General features: G+C 61.0%; 16 protein-coding genes and 41 tRNA genes. 54 read left to right on the top strand and 3 right to left on the bottom strand.

Features of this window, described 5'->3' with window-relative positions; translation table 11 throughout:
* Positions 1-14 precede the first annotated feature (14 nt).
* Positions 15-461: an inner membrane protein YiaA gene (gene yiaA, locus E5P2_RS28325; RefSeq protein ID WP_068673451.1), complete on the bottom strand. Its 447-nt coding sequence runs from the start codon at positions 459-461 to the stop codon at positions 15-17.
* Positions 462-672: 211 nt separating this feature from the next.
* Here yiaA and E5P2_RS28320 point away from each other — a divergent pair, with 211 nt between their 5' ends.
* The 16 genes from E5P2_RS28320 (at position 673) to E5P2_RS28245 (ending at position 3,812) form a co-directional block, all read left to right on the top strand.
* Positions 673-948: a hypothetical protein gene (locus E5P2_RS28320; protein WP_146039483.1), complete on the top strand. Its 276-nt coding sequence runs from the start codon at positions 673-675 to the stop codon at positions 946-948.
* A gap of 688 nt (positions 949-1,636) precedes the next feature.
* A tRNA-Gly gene (locus tag E5P2_RS28315) sits at positions 1,637-1,712 on the top strand.
* Between the two features lie 88 nt (positions 1,713-1,800).
* Positions 1,801-1,887: transfer RNA gene (locus E5P2_RS28310), tRNA-Tyr, on the top strand.
* Positions 1,888-1,897: 10 nt separating this feature from the next.
* Positions 1,898-1,972, top strand: a tRNA-Gly gene (locus tag E5P2_RS28305).
* A gap of 86 nt (positions 1,973-2,058) precedes the next feature.
* Positions 2,059-2,147: transfer RNA gene (locus E5P2_RS28300), tRNA-Ser, on the top strand.
* A gap of 38 nt (positions 2,148-2,185) precedes the next feature.
* Positions 2,186-2,269: transfer RNA gene (locus E5P2_RS28295), tRNA-Tyr, on the top strand.
* Positions 2,270-2,291: 22 nt separating this feature from the next.
* Positions 2,292-2,369 (top strand) — tRNA-Gln (locus E5P2_RS28290).
* A 36-nt stretch (positions 2,370-2,405) separates the two neighbouring features.
* A tRNA-Ile gene (locus E5P2_RS28285) sits at positions 2,406-2,482 on the top strand.
* A 102-nt stretch (positions 2,483-2,584) separates the two neighbouring features.
* Positions 2,585-2,660: transfer RNA gene (locus E5P2_RS28280), tRNA-Gly, on the top strand.
* Positions 2,661-2,675: 15 nt separating this feature from the next.
* Positions 2,676-2,762, top strand: a tRNA-Leu gene (locus E5P2_RS28275).
* A gap of 393 nt (positions 2,763-3,155) precedes the next feature.
* Positions 3,156-3,245: transfer RNA gene (locus E5P2_RS28270), tRNA-Ser, on the top strand.
* 23 nt (positions 3,246-3,268) lie between these two features.
* A tRNA-Trp gene (locus tag E5P2_RS28265) sits at positions 3,269-3,344 on the top strand.
* Between the two features lie 28 nt (positions 3,345-3,372).
* Positions 3,373-3,457: transfer RNA gene (locus tag E5P2_RS28260), tRNA-Leu, on the top strand.
* A gap of 80 nt (positions 3,458-3,537) precedes the next feature.
* Positions 3,538-3,624 (top strand) — tRNA-Leu (locus E5P2_RS28255).
* A gap of 25 nt (positions 3,625-3,649) precedes the next feature.
* Positions 3,650-3,726 (top strand) — tRNA-Phe (locus tag E5P2_RS28250).
* Positions 3,727-3,737: 11 nt separating this feature from the next.
* Positions 3,738-3,812: transfer RNA gene (locus E5P2_RS28245), tRNA-Trp, on the top strand.
* Here E5P2_RS28245 and E5P2_RS28240 read toward each other — a convergent pair.
* Positions 3,781-4,005 carry a hypothetical protein gene (locus E5P2_RS28240; protein WP_162570725.1) on the bottom strand — a complete coding sequence of 75 codons (225 nt, stop codon included), beginning with the start codon at positions 4,003-4,005 and terminating at the stop codon, positions 3,781-3,783. The two genes, E5P2_RS28245 and E5P2_RS28240, sit on opposite strands and share 32 nt — an antisense overlap.
* Before the next feature lie 828 nt (positions 4,006-4,833).
* On the opposite strand from E5P2_RS28240, the gene E5P2_RS28235 reads away from it, so the two are divergent.
* From E5P2_RS28235 to E5P2_RS28075, 33 genes are all read left to right on the top strand, one after another.
* Positions 4,834-4,913, top strand: a tRNA-Gln gene (locus E5P2_RS28235).
* A gap of 88 nt (positions 4,914-5,001) precedes the next feature.
* Positions 5,002-5,078: transfer RNA gene (locus E5P2_RS28230), tRNA-Lys, on the top strand.
* Between the two features lie 95 nt (positions 5,079-5,173).
* Positions 5,174-5,251: transfer RNA gene (locus E5P2_RS28225), tRNA-OTHER, on the top strand.
* A gap of 330 nt (positions 5,252-5,581) precedes the next feature.
* Positions 5,582-5,657 (top strand) — tRNA-Phe (locus E5P2_RS28220).
* A 19-nt stretch (positions 5,658-5,676) separates the two neighbouring features.
* Positions 5,677-5,762: transfer RNA gene (locus E5P2_RS28215), tRNA-Pro, on the top strand.
* A 104-nt stretch (positions 5,763-5,866) separates the two neighbouring features.
* A tRNA-Ile gene (locus tag E5P2_RS28210) sits at positions 5,867-5,944 on the top strand.
* A gap of 65 nt (positions 5,945-6,009) precedes the next feature.
* Positions 6,010-6,086: transfer RNA gene (locus E5P2_RS28205), tRNA-Pro, on the top strand.
* Positions 6,087-6,140: 54 nt separating this feature from the next.
* Positions 6,141-6,218: transfer RNA gene (locus tag E5P2_RS28200), tRNA-Pro, on the top strand.
* Between the two features lie 186 nt (positions 6,219-6,404).
* Positions 6,405-6,491 (top strand) — tRNA-Leu (locus E5P2_RS28195).
* Positions 6,492-6,509: 18 nt separating this feature from the next.
* Positions 6,510-6,585 (top strand) — tRNA-Ala (locus E5P2_RS28190).
* A 150-nt stretch (positions 6,586-6,735) separates the two neighbouring features.
* Positions 6,736-6,809, top strand: a tRNA-Cys gene (locus E5P2_RS28185).
* 32 nt (positions 6,810-6,841) lie between these two features.
* The gene (locus E5P2_RS28180; protein ID WP_068673453.1) at positions 6,842-7,111 is read left to right on the top strand and encodes a hypothetical protein; all 270 of its coding nucleotides are present in this window, start codon (positions 6,842-6,844) and stop codon (positions 7,109-7,111) included.
* Between the two features lie 41 nt (positions 7,112-7,152).
* On the top strand, positions 7,153-7,317 hold the full coding sequence (locus E5P2_RS28175) for a hypothetical protein (protein WP_157103365.1): 165 nt from the start codon (positions 7,153-7,155) through the stop codon (positions 7,315-7,317).
* A gap of 12 nt (positions 7,318-7,329) precedes the next feature.
* Positions 7,330-7,509 carry a hypothetical protein gene (locus tag E5P2_RS28170; RefSeq protein WP_068673455.1) on the top strand — a complete coding sequence of 60 codons (180 nt, stop codon included), beginning with the start codon at positions 7,330-7,332 and terminating at the stop codon, positions 7,507-7,509.
* 44 nt (positions 7,510-7,553) lie between these two features.
* A tRNA-Thr gene (locus tag E5P2_RS28165) sits at positions 7,554-7,629 on the top strand.
* A gap of 647 nt (positions 7,630-8,276) precedes the next feature.
* Positions 8,277-8,352: transfer RNA gene (locus E5P2_RS28160), tRNA-Ala, on the top strand.
* A gap of 16 nt (positions 8,353-8,368) precedes the next feature.
* A tRNA-Asn gene (locus E5P2_RS28155) sits at positions 8,369-8,444 on the top strand.
* Positions 8,445-8,541: 97 nt separating this feature from the next.
* Positions 8,542-8,619 (top strand) — tRNA-Val (locus tag E5P2_RS28150).
* An 828-nt stretch (positions 8,620-9,447) separates the two neighbouring features.
* A tRNA-Ser gene (locus E5P2_RS28145) sits at positions 9,448-9,539 on the top strand.
* Positions 9,540-9,567: 28 nt separating this feature from the next.
* A tRNA-Ser gene (locus E5P2_RS28140) sits at positions 9,568-9,658 on the top strand.
* Between the two features lie 157 nt (positions 9,659-9,815).
* Positions 9,816-9,891, top strand: a tRNA-His gene (locus E5P2_RS28135).
* Between the two features lie 27 nt (positions 9,892-9,918).
* Positions 9,919-9,994, top strand: a tRNA-Lys gene (locus tag E5P2_RS28130).
* A gap of 52 nt (positions 9,995-10,046) precedes the next feature.
* Positions 10,047-10,122: transfer RNA gene (locus E5P2_RS28125), tRNA-Lys, on the top strand.
* A 7-nt stretch (positions 10,123-10,129) separates the two neighbouring features.
* Positions 10,130-10,205 (top strand) — tRNA-Arg (locus E5P2_RS28120).
* Positions 10,206-10,265: 60 nt separating this feature from the next.
* A tRNA-Thr gene (locus E5P2_RS28115) sits at positions 10,266-10,340 on the top strand.
* A gap of 6 nt (positions 10,341-10,346) precedes the next feature.
* Positions 10,347-10,421: transfer RNA gene (locus tag E5P2_RS28110), tRNA-Val, on the top strand.
* A 17-nt stretch (positions 10,422-10,438) separates the two neighbouring features.
* Positions 10,439-10,798, top strand: a complete 360-nt coding sequence (locus tag E5P2_RS28105) for a hypothetical protein (protein WP_068673457.1) — start codon at positions 10,439-10,441, stop codon at positions 10,796-10,798.
* 156 nt (positions 10,799-10,954) lie between these two features.
* Positions 10,955-11,518, top strand: coding sequence for an HNH endonuclease (locus E5P2_RS28100; protein ID WP_068673459.1), 564 nt, complete (start codon positions 10,955-10,957; stop codon positions 11,516-11,518).
* 38 nt (positions 11,519-11,556) lie between these two features.
* A tRNA-Arg gene (locus tag E5P2_RS28095) sits at positions 11,557-11,633 on the top strand.
* Positions 11,634-11,926: 293 nt separating this feature from the next.
* Positions 11,927-12,424 carry a hypothetical protein gene (locus E5P2_RS28090; RefSeq protein WP_068673463.1) on the top strand — a complete coding sequence of 166 codons (498 nt, stop codon included), beginning with the start codon at positions 11,927-11,929 and terminating at the stop codon, positions 12,422-12,424.
* A 13-nt stretch (positions 12,425-12,437) separates the two neighbouring features.
* A tRNA-Thr gene (locus E5P2_RS28085) sits at positions 12,438-12,513 on the top strand.
* 79 nt (positions 12,514-12,592) lie between these two features.
* Positions 12,593-13,207, top strand: a complete 615-nt coding sequence (locus E5P2_RS28080; RefSeq protein WP_068673465.1) for a hypothetical protein — start codon at positions 12,593-12,595, stop codon at positions 13,205-13,207.
* Between the two features lie 95 nt (positions 13,208-13,302).
* Positions 13,303-13,380 (top strand) — tRNA-Leu (locus tag E5P2_RS28075).
* A gap of 41 nt (positions 13,381-13,421) precedes the next feature.
* On the opposite strand, the gene E5P2_RS28070 is transcribed toward E5P2_RS28075, so the two are convergent.
* Entirely contained in the window at positions 13,422-13,739 is a 318-nt protein-coding gene (locus E5P2_RS28070; RefSeq protein ID WP_068673467.1) for a hypothetical protein, read from the bottom strand.
* 151 nt (positions 13,740-13,890) lie between these two features.
* Here E5P2_RS28070 and E5P2_RS28065 point away from each other — a divergent pair, with 151 nt between their 5' ends.
* The 5 genes from E5P2_RS28065 (at position 13,891) to E5P2_RS28040 (ending at position 16,392) form a co-directional block, all read left to right on the top strand.
* A complete protein-coding gene (locus E5P2_RS28065; RefSeq protein WP_162570723.1) occupies positions 13,891-14,478 on the top strand; it encodes a hypothetical protein in 588 nt (195 codons plus the stop codon).
* 115 nt (positions 14,479-14,593) lie between these two features.
* Positions 14,594-14,764 carry a hypothetical protein gene (locus E5P2_RS28060; RefSeq protein ID WP_162570722.1) on the top strand — a complete coding sequence of 57 codons (171 nt, stop codon included), beginning with the start codon at positions 14,594-14,596 and terminating at the stop codon, positions 14,762-14,764.
* Positions 14,765-14,779: 15 nt separating this feature from the next.
* A complete protein-coding gene (locus E5P2_RS28050) occupies positions 14,780-15,298 on the top strand; it encodes a peptide chain release factor-like protein (RefSeq protein WP_162571144.1) in 519 nt (172 codons plus the stop codon).
* An 82-nt stretch (positions 15,299-15,380) separates the two neighbouring features.
* On the top strand, positions 15,381-15,824 hold the full coding sequence (locus tag E5P2_RS28045) for a protein-export chaperone SecB (RefSeq protein WP_162570721.1): 444 nt from the start codon (positions 15,381-15,383) through the stop codon (positions 15,822-15,824).
* 136 nt (positions 15,825-15,960) lie between these two features.
* A complete protein-coding gene (locus E5P2_RS28040) occupies positions 15,961-16,392 on the top strand; it encodes a hypothetical protein (protein WP_162570720.1) in 432 nt (143 codons plus the stop codon).
* Positions 16,393-16,981 lie beyond the last annotated feature (589 nt).

The following is a 16,981-nucleotide window of genomic DNA, read 5'->3' as shown; positions in this document are numbered from 1 at the left end:
ACCGCACCTCAGGGTTACACGCTGTCATGCAGGCCGGTAACGTCATCTGGCACATTGCGCTTCTCCTTGGGTCCCGAGTCGCGCACGTTCTTCTGCACGGTCACCGCAGCGGACAGGCTGAGCACGTACCCCATCGCATAGAAGCCCTTCTCCGAGCGCTGGAAGTTCGCGTTGAACAGTCCCACTGCCAGCAGCGTGAGGGAGCAAACGATGGCAAACCAACAAATTCCAAAGTACAGGTCGGTCACCGGAATACCTTCTGCTCGGTCGCGCACGCTCTTCTGGAGCGACACGGCCGAGAACAAGCCGAACATCAGAATCGCGAAGTAGTATCCCTTCTCGTTGACCTGCAGTTCGCTGTTCCAGAGCCCGACCAGGTATGCGAGTATGCCGATGAGGAGGGCAGCCCATGAGGCGCCGATGAAGGCCGAGGTCGGTTTGTGGTGCGTGAGGATTGTCATGAGTTTCCTTGTGGTGCCCTCTATAGGGATAGCTGCCCGAGCCTGCTGGCGGGCGCCTAACGCACCTAAAACACAACATTGCGGATGAATGCGGGTTTCTACCTACGCAAAAATGGTTGCGACGGATAAAACATGCGGCTACACTCGCCATCCACGTCACCGACTGATAATTTTGTAAGAAGTTGTTGACGTATAAACCCAGTGAGCTATAATGCTCATCACCGCCTTAAAACGGAAACCGCAGCGAAAGCTGCACAACCAAACTCTTTCAACGAACGACGACTTTTCAGCCATGAAAACGCAGATGACCAACCTGACAACCGCGATGTGCTCCTTGCACAGCGTGGTTGCGCACGCCCCCAGGGCGCTGCCAGGCGGTTATCAGCAACCGTCGCTTCCCTCAACGCCCAAGTGCTCCGTCCTCGCAGTCGCCTCGATTGGCAACAGCATCCAGGGATGGTTTAACAGCAACAACCGGCTTACCTGACGAATAAGACTCCAGCAGTCCCGTCAGGTTAGCACCGGCGGGACCCGCAAAGAGTTGATTCCAGGTTTCACACCAGCCCCCAGCGGGCGGAATCCCCGAAGAGCGTATCCCGACCGGCAGAACCGAAGAGGTTCAGCCCGAAGCTTCATTGCTTCGTGACCGAAAGGTCAGTCGCATCGTCGACATCCGGCCTAACAGCCGCGCTCTTTAAAAATTCATTGCGGGAATTACCCGCGGAGTCCTGGTACGGTGACCTGCCGTAGCTGCGGAAACACATCATGCTTCGAGGGCGTGGTGCCGTGGCGTGCCCCTCCAGCCGCAACTTTCGACAGAAAGCGGTCGCGACTGGATGCCACACCAGATAGGACGATGCGAACATTCCCCAAGCAACACAAGGGACCGGCCTGGCATCTATAACGGATGTCGAGCCTGCACACCGCAGGAGGTGGTCCCCGGAAGGGTTCGCAAGAGCCCTTTCGTAGCAGCGCATGCAAAAATCCCAAGGCGAAGTGCACCTGGTAACAGGAACGGGCGCTCAAGGGGCCCATCCATCGGGTTTATAGCTCCGCACCAGGCCCGCACCCTGGACGGTTGGTGAGTTTTCACCGTGAAACAGATGGAGCGCTGCTACGAGAGGAACTTCCGATACTGGCGGGCACAGTTTGGCGCCCGGTAGTTCGAAAATCACGCGGATGTAGCTCAGTTGGTAGAGCGCGACCTTGCCATGGTCGAGGCCAGGGGTTCGAACCCCCTCATCCGCTCCACAACCTGGTCGCCGGCAGTAGCTGGCGACTGCTAAACCGGCCATGTAGACAAGGTGGCATCCGGAACCGTAACCGGAGCGAAAAACGCGGGTGTCGAGCAGCATGGGTTGACTGCATCGGACTGTAAATTCGACGCCTTACGGCACACGGGGTTCGAACCCCTGGACACCCACCATCATCAACACGCGGATGTAGCTCAATGGCAGAGCTGAAGCCTTCCAAGCTTAAGACGTAGGGTTCGATTCCCTCTATCCGCTCCAGATTGCTCGAGTAGCTCGAGACCGAAGCCTGTGCAGGTTGGCTCCACGCCACGTCACCAGGCCGCCCGCCAGCGTCAAAGGCACCTGGAAGATTGGTCGAGTGGACTATGGCGCCTGTTTCGAAAACAGGCGGCTCTGCGAGGGGACCGGGGTTCGAATCCCTCATCTTCCGCCACATACAAGTCGTCGCAAGACGCATCGAGAGTACTTTGTGGGCAGTTGGCAGAGTGGCTGATTGCGGCAGGCTGTAACCCTGCTTCCCCAAAGGACGCGGTGGTTCGAATCCATCACTGCCCACAAAGTGCTTTCGAGGTTTTCTAGGGGAGTCGCCAAGCTGGTCCAAGGCACCTGATTTTGATTCAGGCATCCGCAGGTTCGAATCCTGCCTCCTCTGCCAATTCGTCTCGTCGCACTGCGGCGAGCCTGTCAACACGGTCGGCTAGCTCAGTCGGTTAGAGCAATCGCTTGATAAGCGATAGGTCCCCAGTTCGAGTCTGGGGCTGACCACCAACACTTCGGGAGCGATAAACGCTCTTGATACACGTGAAAAGAAGGACTTGGAAGTACGGGGCCGGGGTCATCCCGCTGCACTTCACTCGTCCGCATCGTAATGCGGGTGTAGCTCAGCTGGTAGAGCTCCAGCCTCCCAAGCTGGTTGTCGCGAGTTCGAATCTCGTCGCCCGCTCCAATACGATTCCCATTTGCCCGGGTGGTGGAACTGGTAGACACGCTATCTTGAGGGGGTAGTGGCCGTAAGGCCGTGCGGGTTCGAGTCCCGCCTCGGGCACCAGAATAGTCTCGGAACGCTCGCATGGCTCCAACGGGCCGTGCGATACAGCGCAACACCTCGCCTGGATTTACAGGCTAACCCTGCGGACGCGCAGGGCGACGAGACCTCTCAGTGGCGACAAGCCGCGGGCACCCGGGGAAGACCGGGTGCGTGACGCCCTGAAGGGGCTTCATGCAGGAGTGCTCAGCTCACGAGCGCTGCTGCATGAACAGAAGTGTTCTATGAGCCGCACCACGGTATGAACGTGCGTTCCTTTGGAGGTCGAAGGGGGAGCGTCGGATGCAGGCATGGGGGTTCGACGTCCCATGCTCCGCGGATTCTGATTCCAGGTCCGAAAACCGGTGCACGGGGCCGCAATCCCACAATCCGGTCGGCTCATAAAACACCTTTTCCGGAGGGCTGGCCGAGCGGCTTAAGGCTCCAGTCTTGAACACTGGCGAGGGTGAGAATCCTCCATCGGTTCGAATCCGATGCCCTCCTCCAAACATCATCGATGTCATCCCTGTAGGGGTATGGCGCAACTGGCAGCGCAGCGGCCTCCAAAGCCGAAGGTTGTAGGTTCGATTCCTACTGCCCCTGCCAACAGGTTGACATCGCGCTTCACAACCCCGCGCTCGTGGTGGATTCGGTAGACACACCTGACTCAAAATCAGGCGCCGCAAGGCAGGCGAGTTCGACCCTCGCCGAGCGCACCAACACACGAGAACCCGTTCTCTGAACGCGGCCCTCAACTCTGGCAGCTCGGCTCAAAGGCCTCGAGCGCCGTCAACGTCACGCCCCGGTGGTGGAACACTGGTAGACACACTGGTTTCAGGAACCAGCGCCGCAAGGCATACGGGTTCGAGTCCCGTCTGGGGCACCATCTCAACTCACCCCAAACAACTCTCGCCTCGGTAGCTCAGCTGGTAGTAGCGGCGGATTGAAAATCCGTGCGTCGCAGGTTCGATTCCTGCCCTTGGCACCATCTCTTCGTACGGGCGGTTGGTACAGTGGCCGTGCACTGGACTCCAAACCCAGCTTAGGAAGGTTCGAATCCTTCACCGCCTGCCATTGTCTGGTCGACTGCTGCACCCACTGAGCAAAGCCTCCTCGCTTCGAAGCGGTCTACCATGGCCACAAGCTCATCGTAGGCCATGCTGCTCTTTGTCTTCTTCCGGTTGTTTGCATGCCACGTCATGAGCTCGCAGTTGATTGGGTGGGCGATATAGAACGGGTCAAGGTTTCGTCTGATGGCCTCGTTCACGGATACTCGATGGTCCCTTGTAAGACCCTCAGGATTCGCGGGAGACCAGAACCCTTTTTCGGCCAAGCTGCGCAGCGTTGTCTCGCCGAACACCTCAGGAAGCGAGAAGGGATTGAACGTGAAGGCGTAGCGGTAGCGACCTTCCCTTCCGTACAAACCGACATGTTCCACGCAAAACTTAGACTTACAGCGGCCTACGGTGACCTTGCCGCAATGTGAGCACGAGCAGTGGAACAGCTGGCTGTATGGACCGGCGACCAAGGCTTTGTTGAGGCGGTCGAGCCGAACTAACCGCCTTACTGCCTTAGCCGGCACGGTCTTTGGCGCAGAGCGCTCAATGGTTACGCGGCGGCGCTTCGAAGCGACGGGTAGTCTCGGAGGCGATTTGGCGCGCCGATAAGCTGAAACGGCGGCCGCAATCTTGTGCCGCGTCTCCTGGCTTCGGCTACCACGTGCGCTGTTGGTGCACTTTGCAGCGCAGGACCTGCCGCAGAACCGCGTCGAAGGTTCGTCCCGAATCACCTTGTACGGAAGCACTTCAGAGCACTGGAGGCAGCGCTTCGGGTTCGCCTGATGCGCAATTTCTTCCGCTTCGAACCGCAACGCTGCCCTATGCCTGTTGGCCCTCGCTGAGTTCACGAGGAAGGCTTCATGGCTAGGAAGATGAACCCTCAGGTGTCCATTCAGGGCGCTGAGCGTTCCAAAGTGACGGCGGCACTCAAAGCAATGCACGAAGACTTCTGGCATAGGGAGCATAGAGAGCCAAGTTTAAGCGGCAGGTCGTGCCTGCAAGTCGTGTTGGCCACAAGTCAGGGCGCAGAGTTCTGTCGGGGAGTGTGTGCAAGTGGTCTAAGCCGCCTGGTTCTGAGCCAGGATGTTCGTCAGTTCGAATCTGACCTCCCCTGCCACCGTCATCATCAACCGCTCACAAGGAGACGAAATGTCCAACAAGCGAAAACGTGGCTCGGCACGAAAACCGAAAGCACGAAAACACGAGGAGGCGTAGCTCAGCAGGTTCAGAGCATCCGGCTTTTACCCGGACGACGAGGGTTCGATTCCCTACGCCTCCACCAGTGTCCTGTGCCAAGCAGCCAGAAGACGGCTTCTTCGTACAGCGCAATGGGACACCATTGCCAACAAGCTCGCCTCCGGCGGGCTACCCATTACGGGTGCGTTAGCTCAGCCTGGTAGAGCACCGGTCATTTGGGACCGGTGGCCGGACGTTCGAATCGTTCACGCACCCCCAACAATCATCCATCGGCGCGCCGGCGCCGCGGAGTACCAGCTTCGGGCCGATGCACTGACGGAAGGTGCCCTCGTAGAACGGAACGAGGCCCGGTAACACGGTACGGCGAGCTCGCAAGGCAGATACGTGGCACGGTTGCAGAAGCACCTATAGCGGCCTTGGCAACAAGGTGGCCTTCAACAAGCAAGGGAAGCGCGTCATCCAACACAAGTCTGCGCCCGGAGTAGTTCCCGGGTAGCCCCGTAAGGCGGGTTCGAATCCCGCCGGCTCGACCACTCGCACGGCAGCTCGTCCTGAGGCACGCGCGCCGGATTTAACAACAATACCCATCCAACCATAGCTGAGAGAGGCATAGCAGCGGCTTGAAACCCCGCAGACGGACGTTCGAATCGTTCTGGTTGGGCCACTTCTTAATCATCAACTCTCGGGGTGTAGACCGTAACCTGGTAGCGGGCCGCGTTTGGGACGCGGTGCGAAAGCCTTGCAGGTTCAAATCCTGTCTCCCCGACCAACATCAACCACAACAAGGACATCATGGAACAAGTCATCGACGACATCCTGGCCAAGGCGGCCAAGCATTTCGGCCTCAGCCCTCAGGGCTGACACCAAGAACACGGAGAGTTAGCTGAGTTGGTTTCAAGCGCTGGCCTCATAAGCCAGGGTACGTCGGTTCGAATCCGTCACTCTCTACCATCACCGGCCGCCGCGGCACACCCCGCAGCGCGCGGCCTCATCCCTCCCTTGGGCAACCACTCAATCGGCCTGTAGCGCAGCCTGGTAGCGCACCTGCATGGGGTGCAGGGGGTCAGAGGTTCGAACCCTCTCAGGCCGACCAATTCGCCTCTCACCAAGGCACCACGACCCGGACCCCGGTCCGGCCCAACAACCACGGCGCGTGGGAAAGTCTGGTCAATCCGCCTCGTTCGGGACGAGGAGACCGCCGGTTCGAATCCGGCCGCGCCGACCATCTCAGCAACGGATAAAACCGGCTTCTAAACCATCAACAACGTCTCGAAGAGAGACTCCAAATAGCTGTGCACCAGTGCCCGTCGCTAGCCGGACCCGGCTTCCTGAGGGGTGTCCCCTCATACCGGGGGTGGCGTGGACCGAGGTAGCGGACGCGTTCTGGTGTTCAGCTATTTGGAACGGAAATGCGCGTGTGGCGGAATTGGTAGACGCACCAGGTTTAGGTCCTGATGCCCGCAAGGGCGTGGGGGTTCGATTCCCTTCACGCGCACCACATGTTTCAACGGATTTCGGGGGTGTAGCTCAATTGGTAGAGCGCCTGCTTTGCAAGCAGATTGTCGCAAGTTCGATTCTTGTCACCTCCACCAGATTTCGATAGGTAAGGCAAGCCCGACAGGGGCGCAGCGGTCAGAATCCCCGCACGGGTGTTAATGTGCACGCTGCGCAAACGGAGGATGGGAAGGAGCCTGGTGGAAGCCGGGTGACGGATACCCCACCGGCCTATTGAATCCCTCGATGGCGGCATGCCCGAGCGGTTAGGGAGCGGATTGCAAATCCGTGTAGCCCGGTTCGACTCCGGGTGCCGCCTCCATCTCAGCCCACGTCTCTTGAACGGACCGCACCATGACCACATCGGCGCAGCTTCCCGAAGCTACATCGCATGCCTTCGCGGCCTGGCTCTCCAAAGAGCACGCCCAGGGCCTCCAAAGCATCCATCTCACCGTCGCCGCCAAGGCTGACGTCTCCCCGGTCGTTGTTATCGACGAGCTCCTGCGAGCAGAAGCTGCACTGGCCTTAGGCCATGTCGTCGCCGCTCCCCGCGCTCAGTCCGAACTGCCGGCAAGCGTCAAGGCCTTCTTGGCCACACTGACCCTGCCCCGTCCCCTTCATTGACCCGCGCAGGTGCTGCGCGGGCATAGACCCCGGAGCACAACATGATGGACCTCGGATTCGACATCTACGCGATGGTGAAGCCCAAGACCAAGGCTGACTACATCGCCCTCCTCGACGAGGCGCTCAGCCTCATCCAGCAGGTGAACGAACAACTTGACGCTGTCTTCGAGGCCTGCCAGGCCGAGCAGGACAAGAAGCGCCAATGACAGGAGCACACGATGCAAGACTTTGACCTCAGCACCGCGCCGGCGCACCGGCCCACCACCCGGGCCGAGTGCGTGGCGCTCATCAAGCGGATGAACATGGTTGCCGACAAGCTCGTCGAGCAGTTCACCGGAATCTTCCAGGCCTGCGCGGCCGGCTCCGGCCAGCCTCGCGGAGACGCTGCCCGCGTATAAAACGGCGCCCTATAGGTTGCTCGCTGCTCGCAAGAGCGGCAAACGCTGATGTGGCTCAGTTGGTAGAGCACTCCCTTGGTATGGGAGAGGTCAGGGGTTCGAAGCCCTTCGTCAGCACCAAGTTTTGAGAAGCCGGAATCGCCGATTCGCCGAACGCTCGCAAGAGCCTTCCCCGACAAGCAGGCCCGCGTCTCACACCTGACCCGATGGCAGGTGCACCTTAGGGTGAGTGTCCACGGGAGGCCGCGAGGCCTCTGATGCGCAATAGCTCAATCACGGCCGCGGTGTGCGCGGACAAGTTCGGCAAACCTTGCCGGATGGTCAGAGCGGGGCGATTGGCCCAGGACGCAGGTGCGAGCCCTGCTTGCAGCATCAGTTAACCCAGTCGGCGGGGGAGTTGTCGACAGGTCGTCCGTAAGTCACGACCTCCACGCATTGAGATAGCTCAAGGAAGCTCAGAGCACCGGACAAGTCCGGAGGTCCCAAGTTGAACTCTTGGCTCAGAAGGCGTGGTTGAGGTGATGTAAGCCGCGGGAAAGCCCGCTTCCGCTCAGATGCACACGCTGAGACTGTAGGGAGCAGGGTGAGTACCGCGCCGCGCCGAGACTTCATACGTAGCTCCGGAGAGACGTTGTCGGCAACGCCAGCGACACCCGGAGGGTACTCAGCCAGGGGGGATTCGCGATACCGCCTGGTGCCTGGAAACAGGCAATGAAGGTTACCCATCCCCCGTGCTAACAAGACGGGCCCTATCTCCCCCCTCTCACGGGGCTGTAGCTCAACTGGAAGAGCGCATCGCCGGCAGCGATGAGGTCGTCGGTTCAACTCCGGTCAGCTCCACCATCCACAACGTTTCCATTCCAAGGTAGCTCAGCTGGTAGAGCATGCGACTGTTACTCGCGTGGTCGGGGGTTCGATGCCCTCCCTTGGAGCCATACATCAACCTGCCCAGGCCCGTGGAGGTCCCACACCTGGCAATTGAAGTCAGCCTTGTCGTCCTGACGGGCTTGGGCAGCTTTGATTCCCTGCAACGCCCGGTTAGCTCAGTTGGTTAGCAGCACCCGCCTTACATGCGGGGGGTCGTCTGTTCGAATCAGACACCGGGTACCACCGTTCCGAAGTCCGCGCCATTGTTGAGCCCAGGCGCATCCTTGCCGTTCACCGGCGGCTAAATCGACACGCTTCACGATGGGTGTCTCGCAAGCCACCACTATCCCTGCCCGGTCCGCCTCGCTTCGTCGAGAAGAGCGGAAGGTCCCGACCGGGCGAATGGCACGAGTGTGAACACTGCTCAAAGAGTTTCGTGCGCCGCTTGACGGTGTCGGCAAGTCGGCCGAAGCAAGCGTTTTGTTCGCTGGCGTGTTCGACCGCCGCGGGCCTCGCAAGAAGCCGCTTCAGTGTCCCCTGCCCAGTCTGCGGCACGACCGTGAGCGCCACGAAAAGCCGAATTGATGCGGCGAAGTCTGGCCTGGTGTTCTGCTCGCACCGATGCCTGTCAGCCGCCAAGAAGATTGGTGGAGCGGTGCCTCAGGTAAAGCCTTCTCATTACGGCACCGCGAAGTCGCGATACGGAGACCTGGCGAAAACCCCAGGAGCGAAATGCGCGGACTGCGGGTGCGCGTTCCGGCCGGTACTGCACGTACACCATATTGACGGCAACCGCAGGCACAACGAAAAGGAGAATCTTGAGGTGCTCTGCCTTCTGCACCATCAGCTGAGGCACCTTCACCAAGTTGCCGGCGTGTGGTGCTTCAACAGTTCAGTTCTGACGCCGCGCGACAGGCTCCCTGAACTTCGAGCGATGCTCCTGGCATCGACCTTGTCTCCAGTCGGTGCCGAAAATCCCACGGCCCTTGCCGCCGCCCCAACAAAGGCGCACCGGCCTGGCTGGGTCAGCCCGCACCGACACAACCGTCGGCCAGGCTAGAACATGTTTTTGGAAGTGTGCTCGAGAGGCCTATGAGGGCTGTTTGCTAAACAGCTGGCCGTCGCAAGACGGCCCGGGGGTTCGAATCCCTCCACTTCCGCCAATTCAGGGGTAGCGCCCTTACACCACACGGAGAGCGGGCAGGACGGTCAATGCACCTGCTTGGAAAGCAGGCGTCTGTGATGAATAGGCGACAGGGTTCGACTCCCTGGCTCTCCGCCATCAATCTTGCGCAAGAGAAACGACCGCCGCGAGGCCGCCGGGAGGGTGGTCTGAAAAGCGAACAAGCGGAAGGGTAAGACGCCCGATTCCCTCCCACCAATTTGCTGTCAGCGCACCGTCGCGCTGGCCTCCCCTCCCCGTTCGAGAGTTTTTTGGGTTGGACGTCGCCTAGCGGTCCAAGGCTGAAGGCTGTGACCCTTCCATCGCGAGTTCGAATCTCGTCGTTCAACCCAAAGCACTCTCTTGCTTCCAAATTTCGTGGGTCGCTAGCTCAGCTGGAAGAGCGGCGGACTCTTACTCCGTAGGTCCCCGGTTCGAGCCCGGGGCGGCCCACCACACCAACATTTCTTTCGGACGGCGCCCTTGCGCGTTCGAGTCTCACCACATCGGGTCGCTAGCTCAGCTGGCAGAGCAACGGACTCTTAATCCGAAGGTCCCCGGTTCGAAACCGGGGCGGCCCACCACCCTCGCGCGCCATTAGTTCAGTGGATAGAACAAGGGCCTCCTAGACCCTCGGTCGCAAGTTCAAACCTTGCATGGCGCTCCACACATCGGCAGCTGTAACCAGCAGCTGCTGCTAAACCCCCTCCCTTCACGACCCATACCCGCCCCCGTAGCACAGTGGTAGTGCTCCTGCATCGTAGGCAGGCTTACGTCTGTTCGATTCAGACCGTGGGCACCATTCCTCGCGCGACTAGCTCAGGGGTAGAGCGCTTGGTTGACATCCAAGAGGTCGGTGGTTCGAGACCACCGTCGCGTACCAATTCACCGGAGAACACCATGACGACAGCGACCCTGACCCCAGCCGAGCTCGAACATGCAAAGAACGTGTTCTGCGAACTGACGCCCGACCCGGCCATCCAGGCCCACGTCAAGGAGAGCGACTACGCCACATTTGCTCTCAAGCTTCGCGACCCCAAGGTTGCCGCCGGCGTTGACCGCACCCTCTCCATCATCAGACTGCTGACAAGCTGGACGCCGGCCACGGCGCAGGACTATGACTCTGTGGTCAGGCTTCACCGCGCTATCGACTGCGGCTGGTGCTCCGCGCGCCTTGCTGCTCGCAAGACCGGCATGACCATCCATGCGCTGCAGCAGCTTTTTGTCACCAATGGGCTGCCGGCGCCTTTCGAACTCTAAGGCGCACGCGTGCGACGCCTCTCATCAACCTAACCCGGAGCCCCACTTTTCGCAGCTCCAGTCGCTAGACGAGGCAGGGGGTAGCCGAACTTTTCTCGCAGTCCTCGCCAGCCGGCGTGGGCGCGAATCTCTCCCCACCTGAACCTGGAGCCAAGTATGGAACCCCGTATCCTGGCCGTCGACCGCGCATATACGCCTGACCGGTGGATTGGAGCGGCTGAGGCCCTGAACCTCTTCTCTCGAGGCATCGTGCAGACGTCCTTCGGCGACGTCGCGATGACACTGCGCGGCGGCATGAACGCGAAGACCGGCAAGCAGTCGATTCTTGAAGTCCATTCCATCCTGGTTGTGGACAGCAAGTCGCATGTCGTCACCGACTTCAACTACGCGCCCCTCGACCGCCGGCGCCTCTTCAAGCGTGACCTGCACATCTGCGCGTACTGCGGGGAACGCTTCAGCCACGACAAGCTCGAGGCAGAGCACGTCACCCCTGACGCGCAGGGCGGGGCCTACTCGTGGGAGAACCTCGTGAGTGCGTGCCACCCCTGCAACCAACGCAAGGGGTGCCGCACGCCGGAACAGGCAGGCATGCCGTTGCTCTACCTACCGTACAGGCCGAGCCGCTTTGAGTCGCTCATCCTTGAGAGCCGGAACATCTTGGCTAGCCAAGCAGATTTCCTGCTCGCACGTGTGCCGAAGCACAGCCGGCTGCACTCCTAAGTGCAAAAGCGGGGCCGAAGCCCCGCTTTTTCTTTTGCGCGCCCTTGGCCGAATGGACTGAGGCATCCCTCTTCTACAGGGAAACATGCGGGTTCGACTCCTGCAGGGCGCTCCATTTTTCGCAACACGACCTACAGGCAAGGAGGCCCCCATGGTCACCCTCCCATCAAAACAAGCCCGTAGCGCCCTCTATCGACGCGACGCGGCCTATCGAGCGGGAACGCCCTGCGCCTCCAGTACTGCGTTGCGCTCTCACGTTGAGCGCGACCTCAGGCGCATCACGAGTGAGACTCTCGACGCGCTGAAGCACCCTGCTGCGATTCCCAGCAACGTCATTCTTGAGGCGCTGCTCAGGGCGCGCCAGGTATAAGACGGGGGCCTACACGGGAGAACTCACATATTCTCGCTATGGCCTATTCCCCCAAATCGACCCGCCGCCTCCCCGCGACTCCGCCGAAGGCCAAGAGTCCCTTCGCTGGGGCCAACGACGACAACTGGCGCCTGCCGTACTGGGGGAGCGTAGCGGCCATCCCTGCCGCCTACTTGATGCTTTCATTCCTCGTGGGCATCCTTCCTTTTCCTCTTCTCTGGGTCTGGCTCATCGCCGTCCCGGGTGCAGCCTGCGCCGGGTTGCTCGTCTACCGACGTCTTAGCATGTCTTCAAGCTACAGTTGGATGCAGACCTTCATTGCCTGCAGCCTCGGCTTTGGCTCCCTCCTTGTCTGGTCTTCGCTCAGTCTCCTGTTTCGCGCGGTGGGCCTCATGGATTTCGGCTTCAGCGAAGCAGCCGAACTGGCTACCGACGAAGGCTTGGTTTGGATGGCCGGCGCATTGCTCGGCGTCCTATTTGCCCAGTTTCTGATTGGCTTCGCTGCCATCAGCGCGCTCGAGCGAGCCCTCGACTAGACCACCTTCTCCCGCCGCTTTAGCTCAGAGGCCAGAGCAGCTCCTTTGTAAGGAGTTGGACGTCCGTTCGAATCGGACAAGTGGCACCATCTTCCAGCCCGTTCGCGGCCCGTCCACCATCTCATCCGTAGCTCCAAACCCTCCCGTGCGCTTCGAAGCCCTTCCACCATGCAATCCAACTCCGACCAGTGGCGCGAGACCGCCGAACAAGCTGCCGCGCAAGCAACCGAGGCCGGCCGCCGCGTGTTCGACGTTGCAGCCAGAACCGGGTCCTTCCTCAAGCAAGGCGCCGAGTTCGTTGCTGCTGACAAGGCGAGCTATGCCGGTCGGGCGTTCTGGGCTACCGCGGCGGCTATCGGCCTGAGCGCCTTCCTACTGCGCTTCCCGTTGCTCTCGCTTCCGCTGGGTGACATCCTCGTGGTCGCGCTCGGCGTGCCCCTAGCCGCACTTATTGGCCAGCTCGCATTTCGCCAACTTGCGCCGAGCCAGACGCTGACGGTTCGTCAGGCGTTCGTAGCCAGCGCCACCGGCTTCGCCCCATCCCTGGTTTACGACATCCTATTCTTGGGAGGCCGCGCCAGCCTGTTGTATGTGACGACGCTCCTGGTCGTCTCCTGGGTCATCCAGGTCTTCTTCGGCACGGCTGCCTTGCACTTTTGGCAGAACCGCCTTGCTGAGCTTTTGACGGCACTCAATACTCCTCTGGAGGATGAGGGAGAATCGTTGGCTGAGACGCTCCGGGTCCGCGTTGCTGAAGCGCAGGCCAGGTTCCGTAAGGGCTGAGACCCACCGGGGTTCGTTGCATCGGGCCGCCCTCGGGCGCCCTTCTCGTTCCTAAGCCTTCCCCTGGTCCGCCGACCCGGTCTAGGGCTTTCATCCTCCGCGTGGCGCAATTGGCAGACGCGCTCGCTTTAAAAGCTTGTTGGTTGCCGGTTCGAAGCCGGCCGCGGAGACCAATGCGGCCAATGAGAAGCCGACCCGGAAGGGTCGGCTGAATTCAAGTGAGCGAGAAGCCCAGGGCTACTGCCTTTTCAACGTTGACCTGGCGCGCGTGCATCTTCGAGAAGCGCACTTCGCCTTGGTCTGACACGACATACCGGTGGTAGCCGCCTTCACCGTAGATGACGGGCTCGGCGACGATGTCTCGGATGCCTGCAGCGGGCTCCAGCGGGTCCAGAGCTTGAAGCTCCTGCCAAGCCGTCAGCAAGACATGGAACCCGTAGCGCTGATTGGGATTGGCCAGTTGAGCCTTTCGCCAGGCGTCACCCTCCATCTCGACCATCCGTTCGAAAGTCTGCTTTTCCGCAATGTGCAAGTCGATGCTCCTTTGTTTTCCTGCGTCGTGTAGCCATTGGCCGGCCTCCCGTACCGCACCCACGTGGCGCCACATCGCGCCTGAGCAAGCGCGGCCGGACTGCTTGCAAGGCCTCCCCTATACGCCGTAGGCCAACTCACAACGCTACACCATGACCAAAAAGAAACCTTCCGCTCCCGTGACCGCACCACGCAACGCCGCAGCCAAGCCTCCGAAGGCGCCGGAGCGCGCCAAGCCGACCACCCTCGAGCAGGCCCAGGAAATCCTCGCCCAGCGACGTAGCGCGGTGGACGCAGCCATTGCTGCCACCTCGACGGCGCGAGCCGAAACGCAGGAGGCTACCAGCCTCCTTCGCGTTGCCGTGCGCGATGAGAAGTACGCAGAGGCGGCACGGCTCAAGAACCTGCGCGATAACGGCGAGCAGGTCATCGGCCAGCTTCGCGCAACCGAAACTGCCGCTCGCACCGCGTTCGGTGAGGCGCTCCAGGATGCAGAAAACCTGTTTTTTGCGGACCAAGGCGACTTCTCGGAGCAGGTGCGCCTCTGCCGCGTCGTCGTTGCCGACCCTGTGACCGGCGCGACCGACAGCGAGGTCTACACAGACTCCAGCGAGACCATCCAGCTGCGCCTCGGCGACGAGCGCAACCAGCAGTTCGAATCGGAGGCCTACCATGTCAGTGAATGGGCCGCTCAGCACGGCTACTTCGTGAAGGTCTTCGAGACCAACGTTCGCGTCTGACCATTCCAGAGGACCTTCGGGTCCTCTTTTTCTTTCTCGTGTCACTACACCCTTTGGGTCCCTCGTAAGCCAACCAGCAGCGAGGACCCGTTCACCTCCTTCAAATGGACTCATCATGAAACTGAAATCGTCTACCGAAACCATGTTGACGCTCAACGTTGAGCTCAATGCCGCCGAAGGCGGCGAAGATGCGGCCCTCTTGGTCGAAGACCAAGCTCGCATTCTGTCGAACCACATCGTCCGCGCCGGCGGGAAGGTTCATCACGTCTCCCGCGCCAAGGGCTGACTCAACCTCGAGGTTGTGGTCAGCGAAGCGCTCGCAGCAGACCTGAGCCTCGAAGCCGGCGGCCACCGCTGGCAACGTGTCCCGCCCACGGAAAGGCGCGGAAGGGTGCACAGTTCAACTGTCACCATTGCCGTTCGGCAAACGAGCAAGCTGGCCTTCGTTCTCGACGAGGCTGAGCTCGATGAGCGGTTTAAGCGCTCCACCGGACCAGGTGGCCAGCACCGGAACAAGTCCGACTGCTGCGTGGTCCTCACTCACCGCGCGACCGGCATCACCGTTACCGTCGATTCCCGCTCTCAGGCCGACAACCGGCGCGAGGCGCGGGTGGAAATGGCCCGGCGCTTGAAGCAGTTGTGGGACTCCGGTCTGTCGGCCGCGGCCGCCTCGGACAAGCGGCGCCAGGTCGGCACCGGCCAACGCGGGGACAAAGTTCGCACATACAGCGCGCAGCACGGCATCGTCACTGACCACAGGACTGGGCGCAAGGCGCCACTGGAGGCAGTTCAGGCCGGCAGACTGGACTTGCTGAGGTAAGTCGCCCATCGGGCCCAGCTAAAACCACTTGCTTCACAGGGGACGGGCGCCGCCGCTTGGCGCCTTTTCCCCTCAATCTGCGATGACCCAGCCTACCCTGAACCTGCACGCCATCCTCACGCGTACGTCCCGCCTTGAAACCAAGAAGCTTCCGCAGGAGGCCGTCGGAAAGTTCGAGTTCGACGTCAACATTGCGAACACCTGGCGCGCGCTTGCCGAAAAGAACCGGTACGCCGCCTCGGTGGCGTTGACCCTGAAGGGGCGTGTCGAAGGCGCCGAGGTCCTGACGGGCGAGTACGTCGTCGAAGGCATCGTGGAAATCGTCGACCATGACGAGGCCTCGAAGCAACACATCCTGGCCATCTGGGTGCCCAACCAGCTCGTACCCTACATCCGGGAGCTCCTGTCCAGCTCGACGTCGCGCAGCGGCTTCCCGACCATCCTGCTGCCCCCTGTGGTGTTCCAGCCGCCGACCATCATCCCAGAGCGCGCTATGTTGCCTGGCTCGCCTAAGCAACTGCACTAAGCACTAACCCCTCTGAAGCCCCACGCGCCAAGCGGTGGGGCTTTCCTGCTTGTGGCGCGGGCGCCAGCGTGCCGCTGCGGTGGACGACAGCGGGACGGGCTCAGATACTGCGTCGACCAGCCTGGAAGGAGGTCACGTGGAGGACCTGATTGCGGCACTTCAAGTTCAGCATGCCGTCATCTTCGGCATTCCGTTGGCTTTCTACCTTTGCGGCGGCCTCGGGAAGACGCTGGCCCGAAACTCACGGGGATTGCTGGTCCGCCAGGACTGGTTCTTGGCGACAGACGCGCTACTGGCGACAGTGGCGGCTTGCGTCGGCTTTTTGGGCGACGAAGTTATTAAGGCGCAGCGCGACGGCTGTACACAGGCGATGGCAAAGACCTTGGCCGCGCTGGCGGTCCTCGCCGCAGCTTCAATTCTCTTTTACCTCGGTATCCTGGCTGCGCATCGCCACCTGGAACACGAGGGTAGCGCGCGACAGCAGCGATGGGTCCTAGTGTTCGGCTGCAACGCGGTTGCAATTGCCCTTTCGGTGATTTTTCTAATCATGACGAAGTTTGGGAGCTGATGTGGCCACGACTGAAAGGGGCGCACCACAAGGCAAGCTCACACTCGCCCAGCTGAAAGCGGTTTTGAGCGCGACGGATTCATTGCGAGCCATCTCCGGGCTCACCGCGCTTCCAGACGAAGCGCGCACCACTATCCAGTGGGCTCGCATGCATTTAATGCGGATGGCAGAGGACGCAACAGCCCCGAAGCCGAGCTTTTTGAACGAGGTGTTGATTCCTTGGGGGCCAACCTTCTTCTTCGCTGCAATTGGCCTCGGCCTCCTGGGCTGGATGGTCCGGCTTAGCCTTGGCGCGGGTGAATTGGCTACCGTCCTCGCCTTTGGTCTAGGCGGCTTGCTGGCGGTCAGTGTGGCGGCCATTGCTGCCTTCAAAGCGACGGCACCAGAGCGGGTTGCACTGGAGGCCCCTGCACCACCTACCCCGCCACTGCAGTCCGTAGAGCCGATGGCGCCCCAAGTGGTATTCGGTGCCGAGCCCACGGGGTTTTGGGACGAGAAACCCTCAGCCCCCGTACCGTCCGGACCGTCGTCGCCCTCATCTGCCTCAAGCTGAAAAAGAGCCCCGCAAAGTGCGGGGCTCGTGAATAGC

This window comes from Variovorax sp. SRS16, from assembly GCF_901827165.1.
Taxonomy (GTDB): domain Bacteria; phylum Pseudomonadota; class Gammaproteobacteria; order Burkholderiales; family Burkholderiaceae_C; genus Variovorax.
Note: the sequence above shows the minus strand (reverse complement) of the source record. Positions and strands in the feature narration are given on the sequence as shown.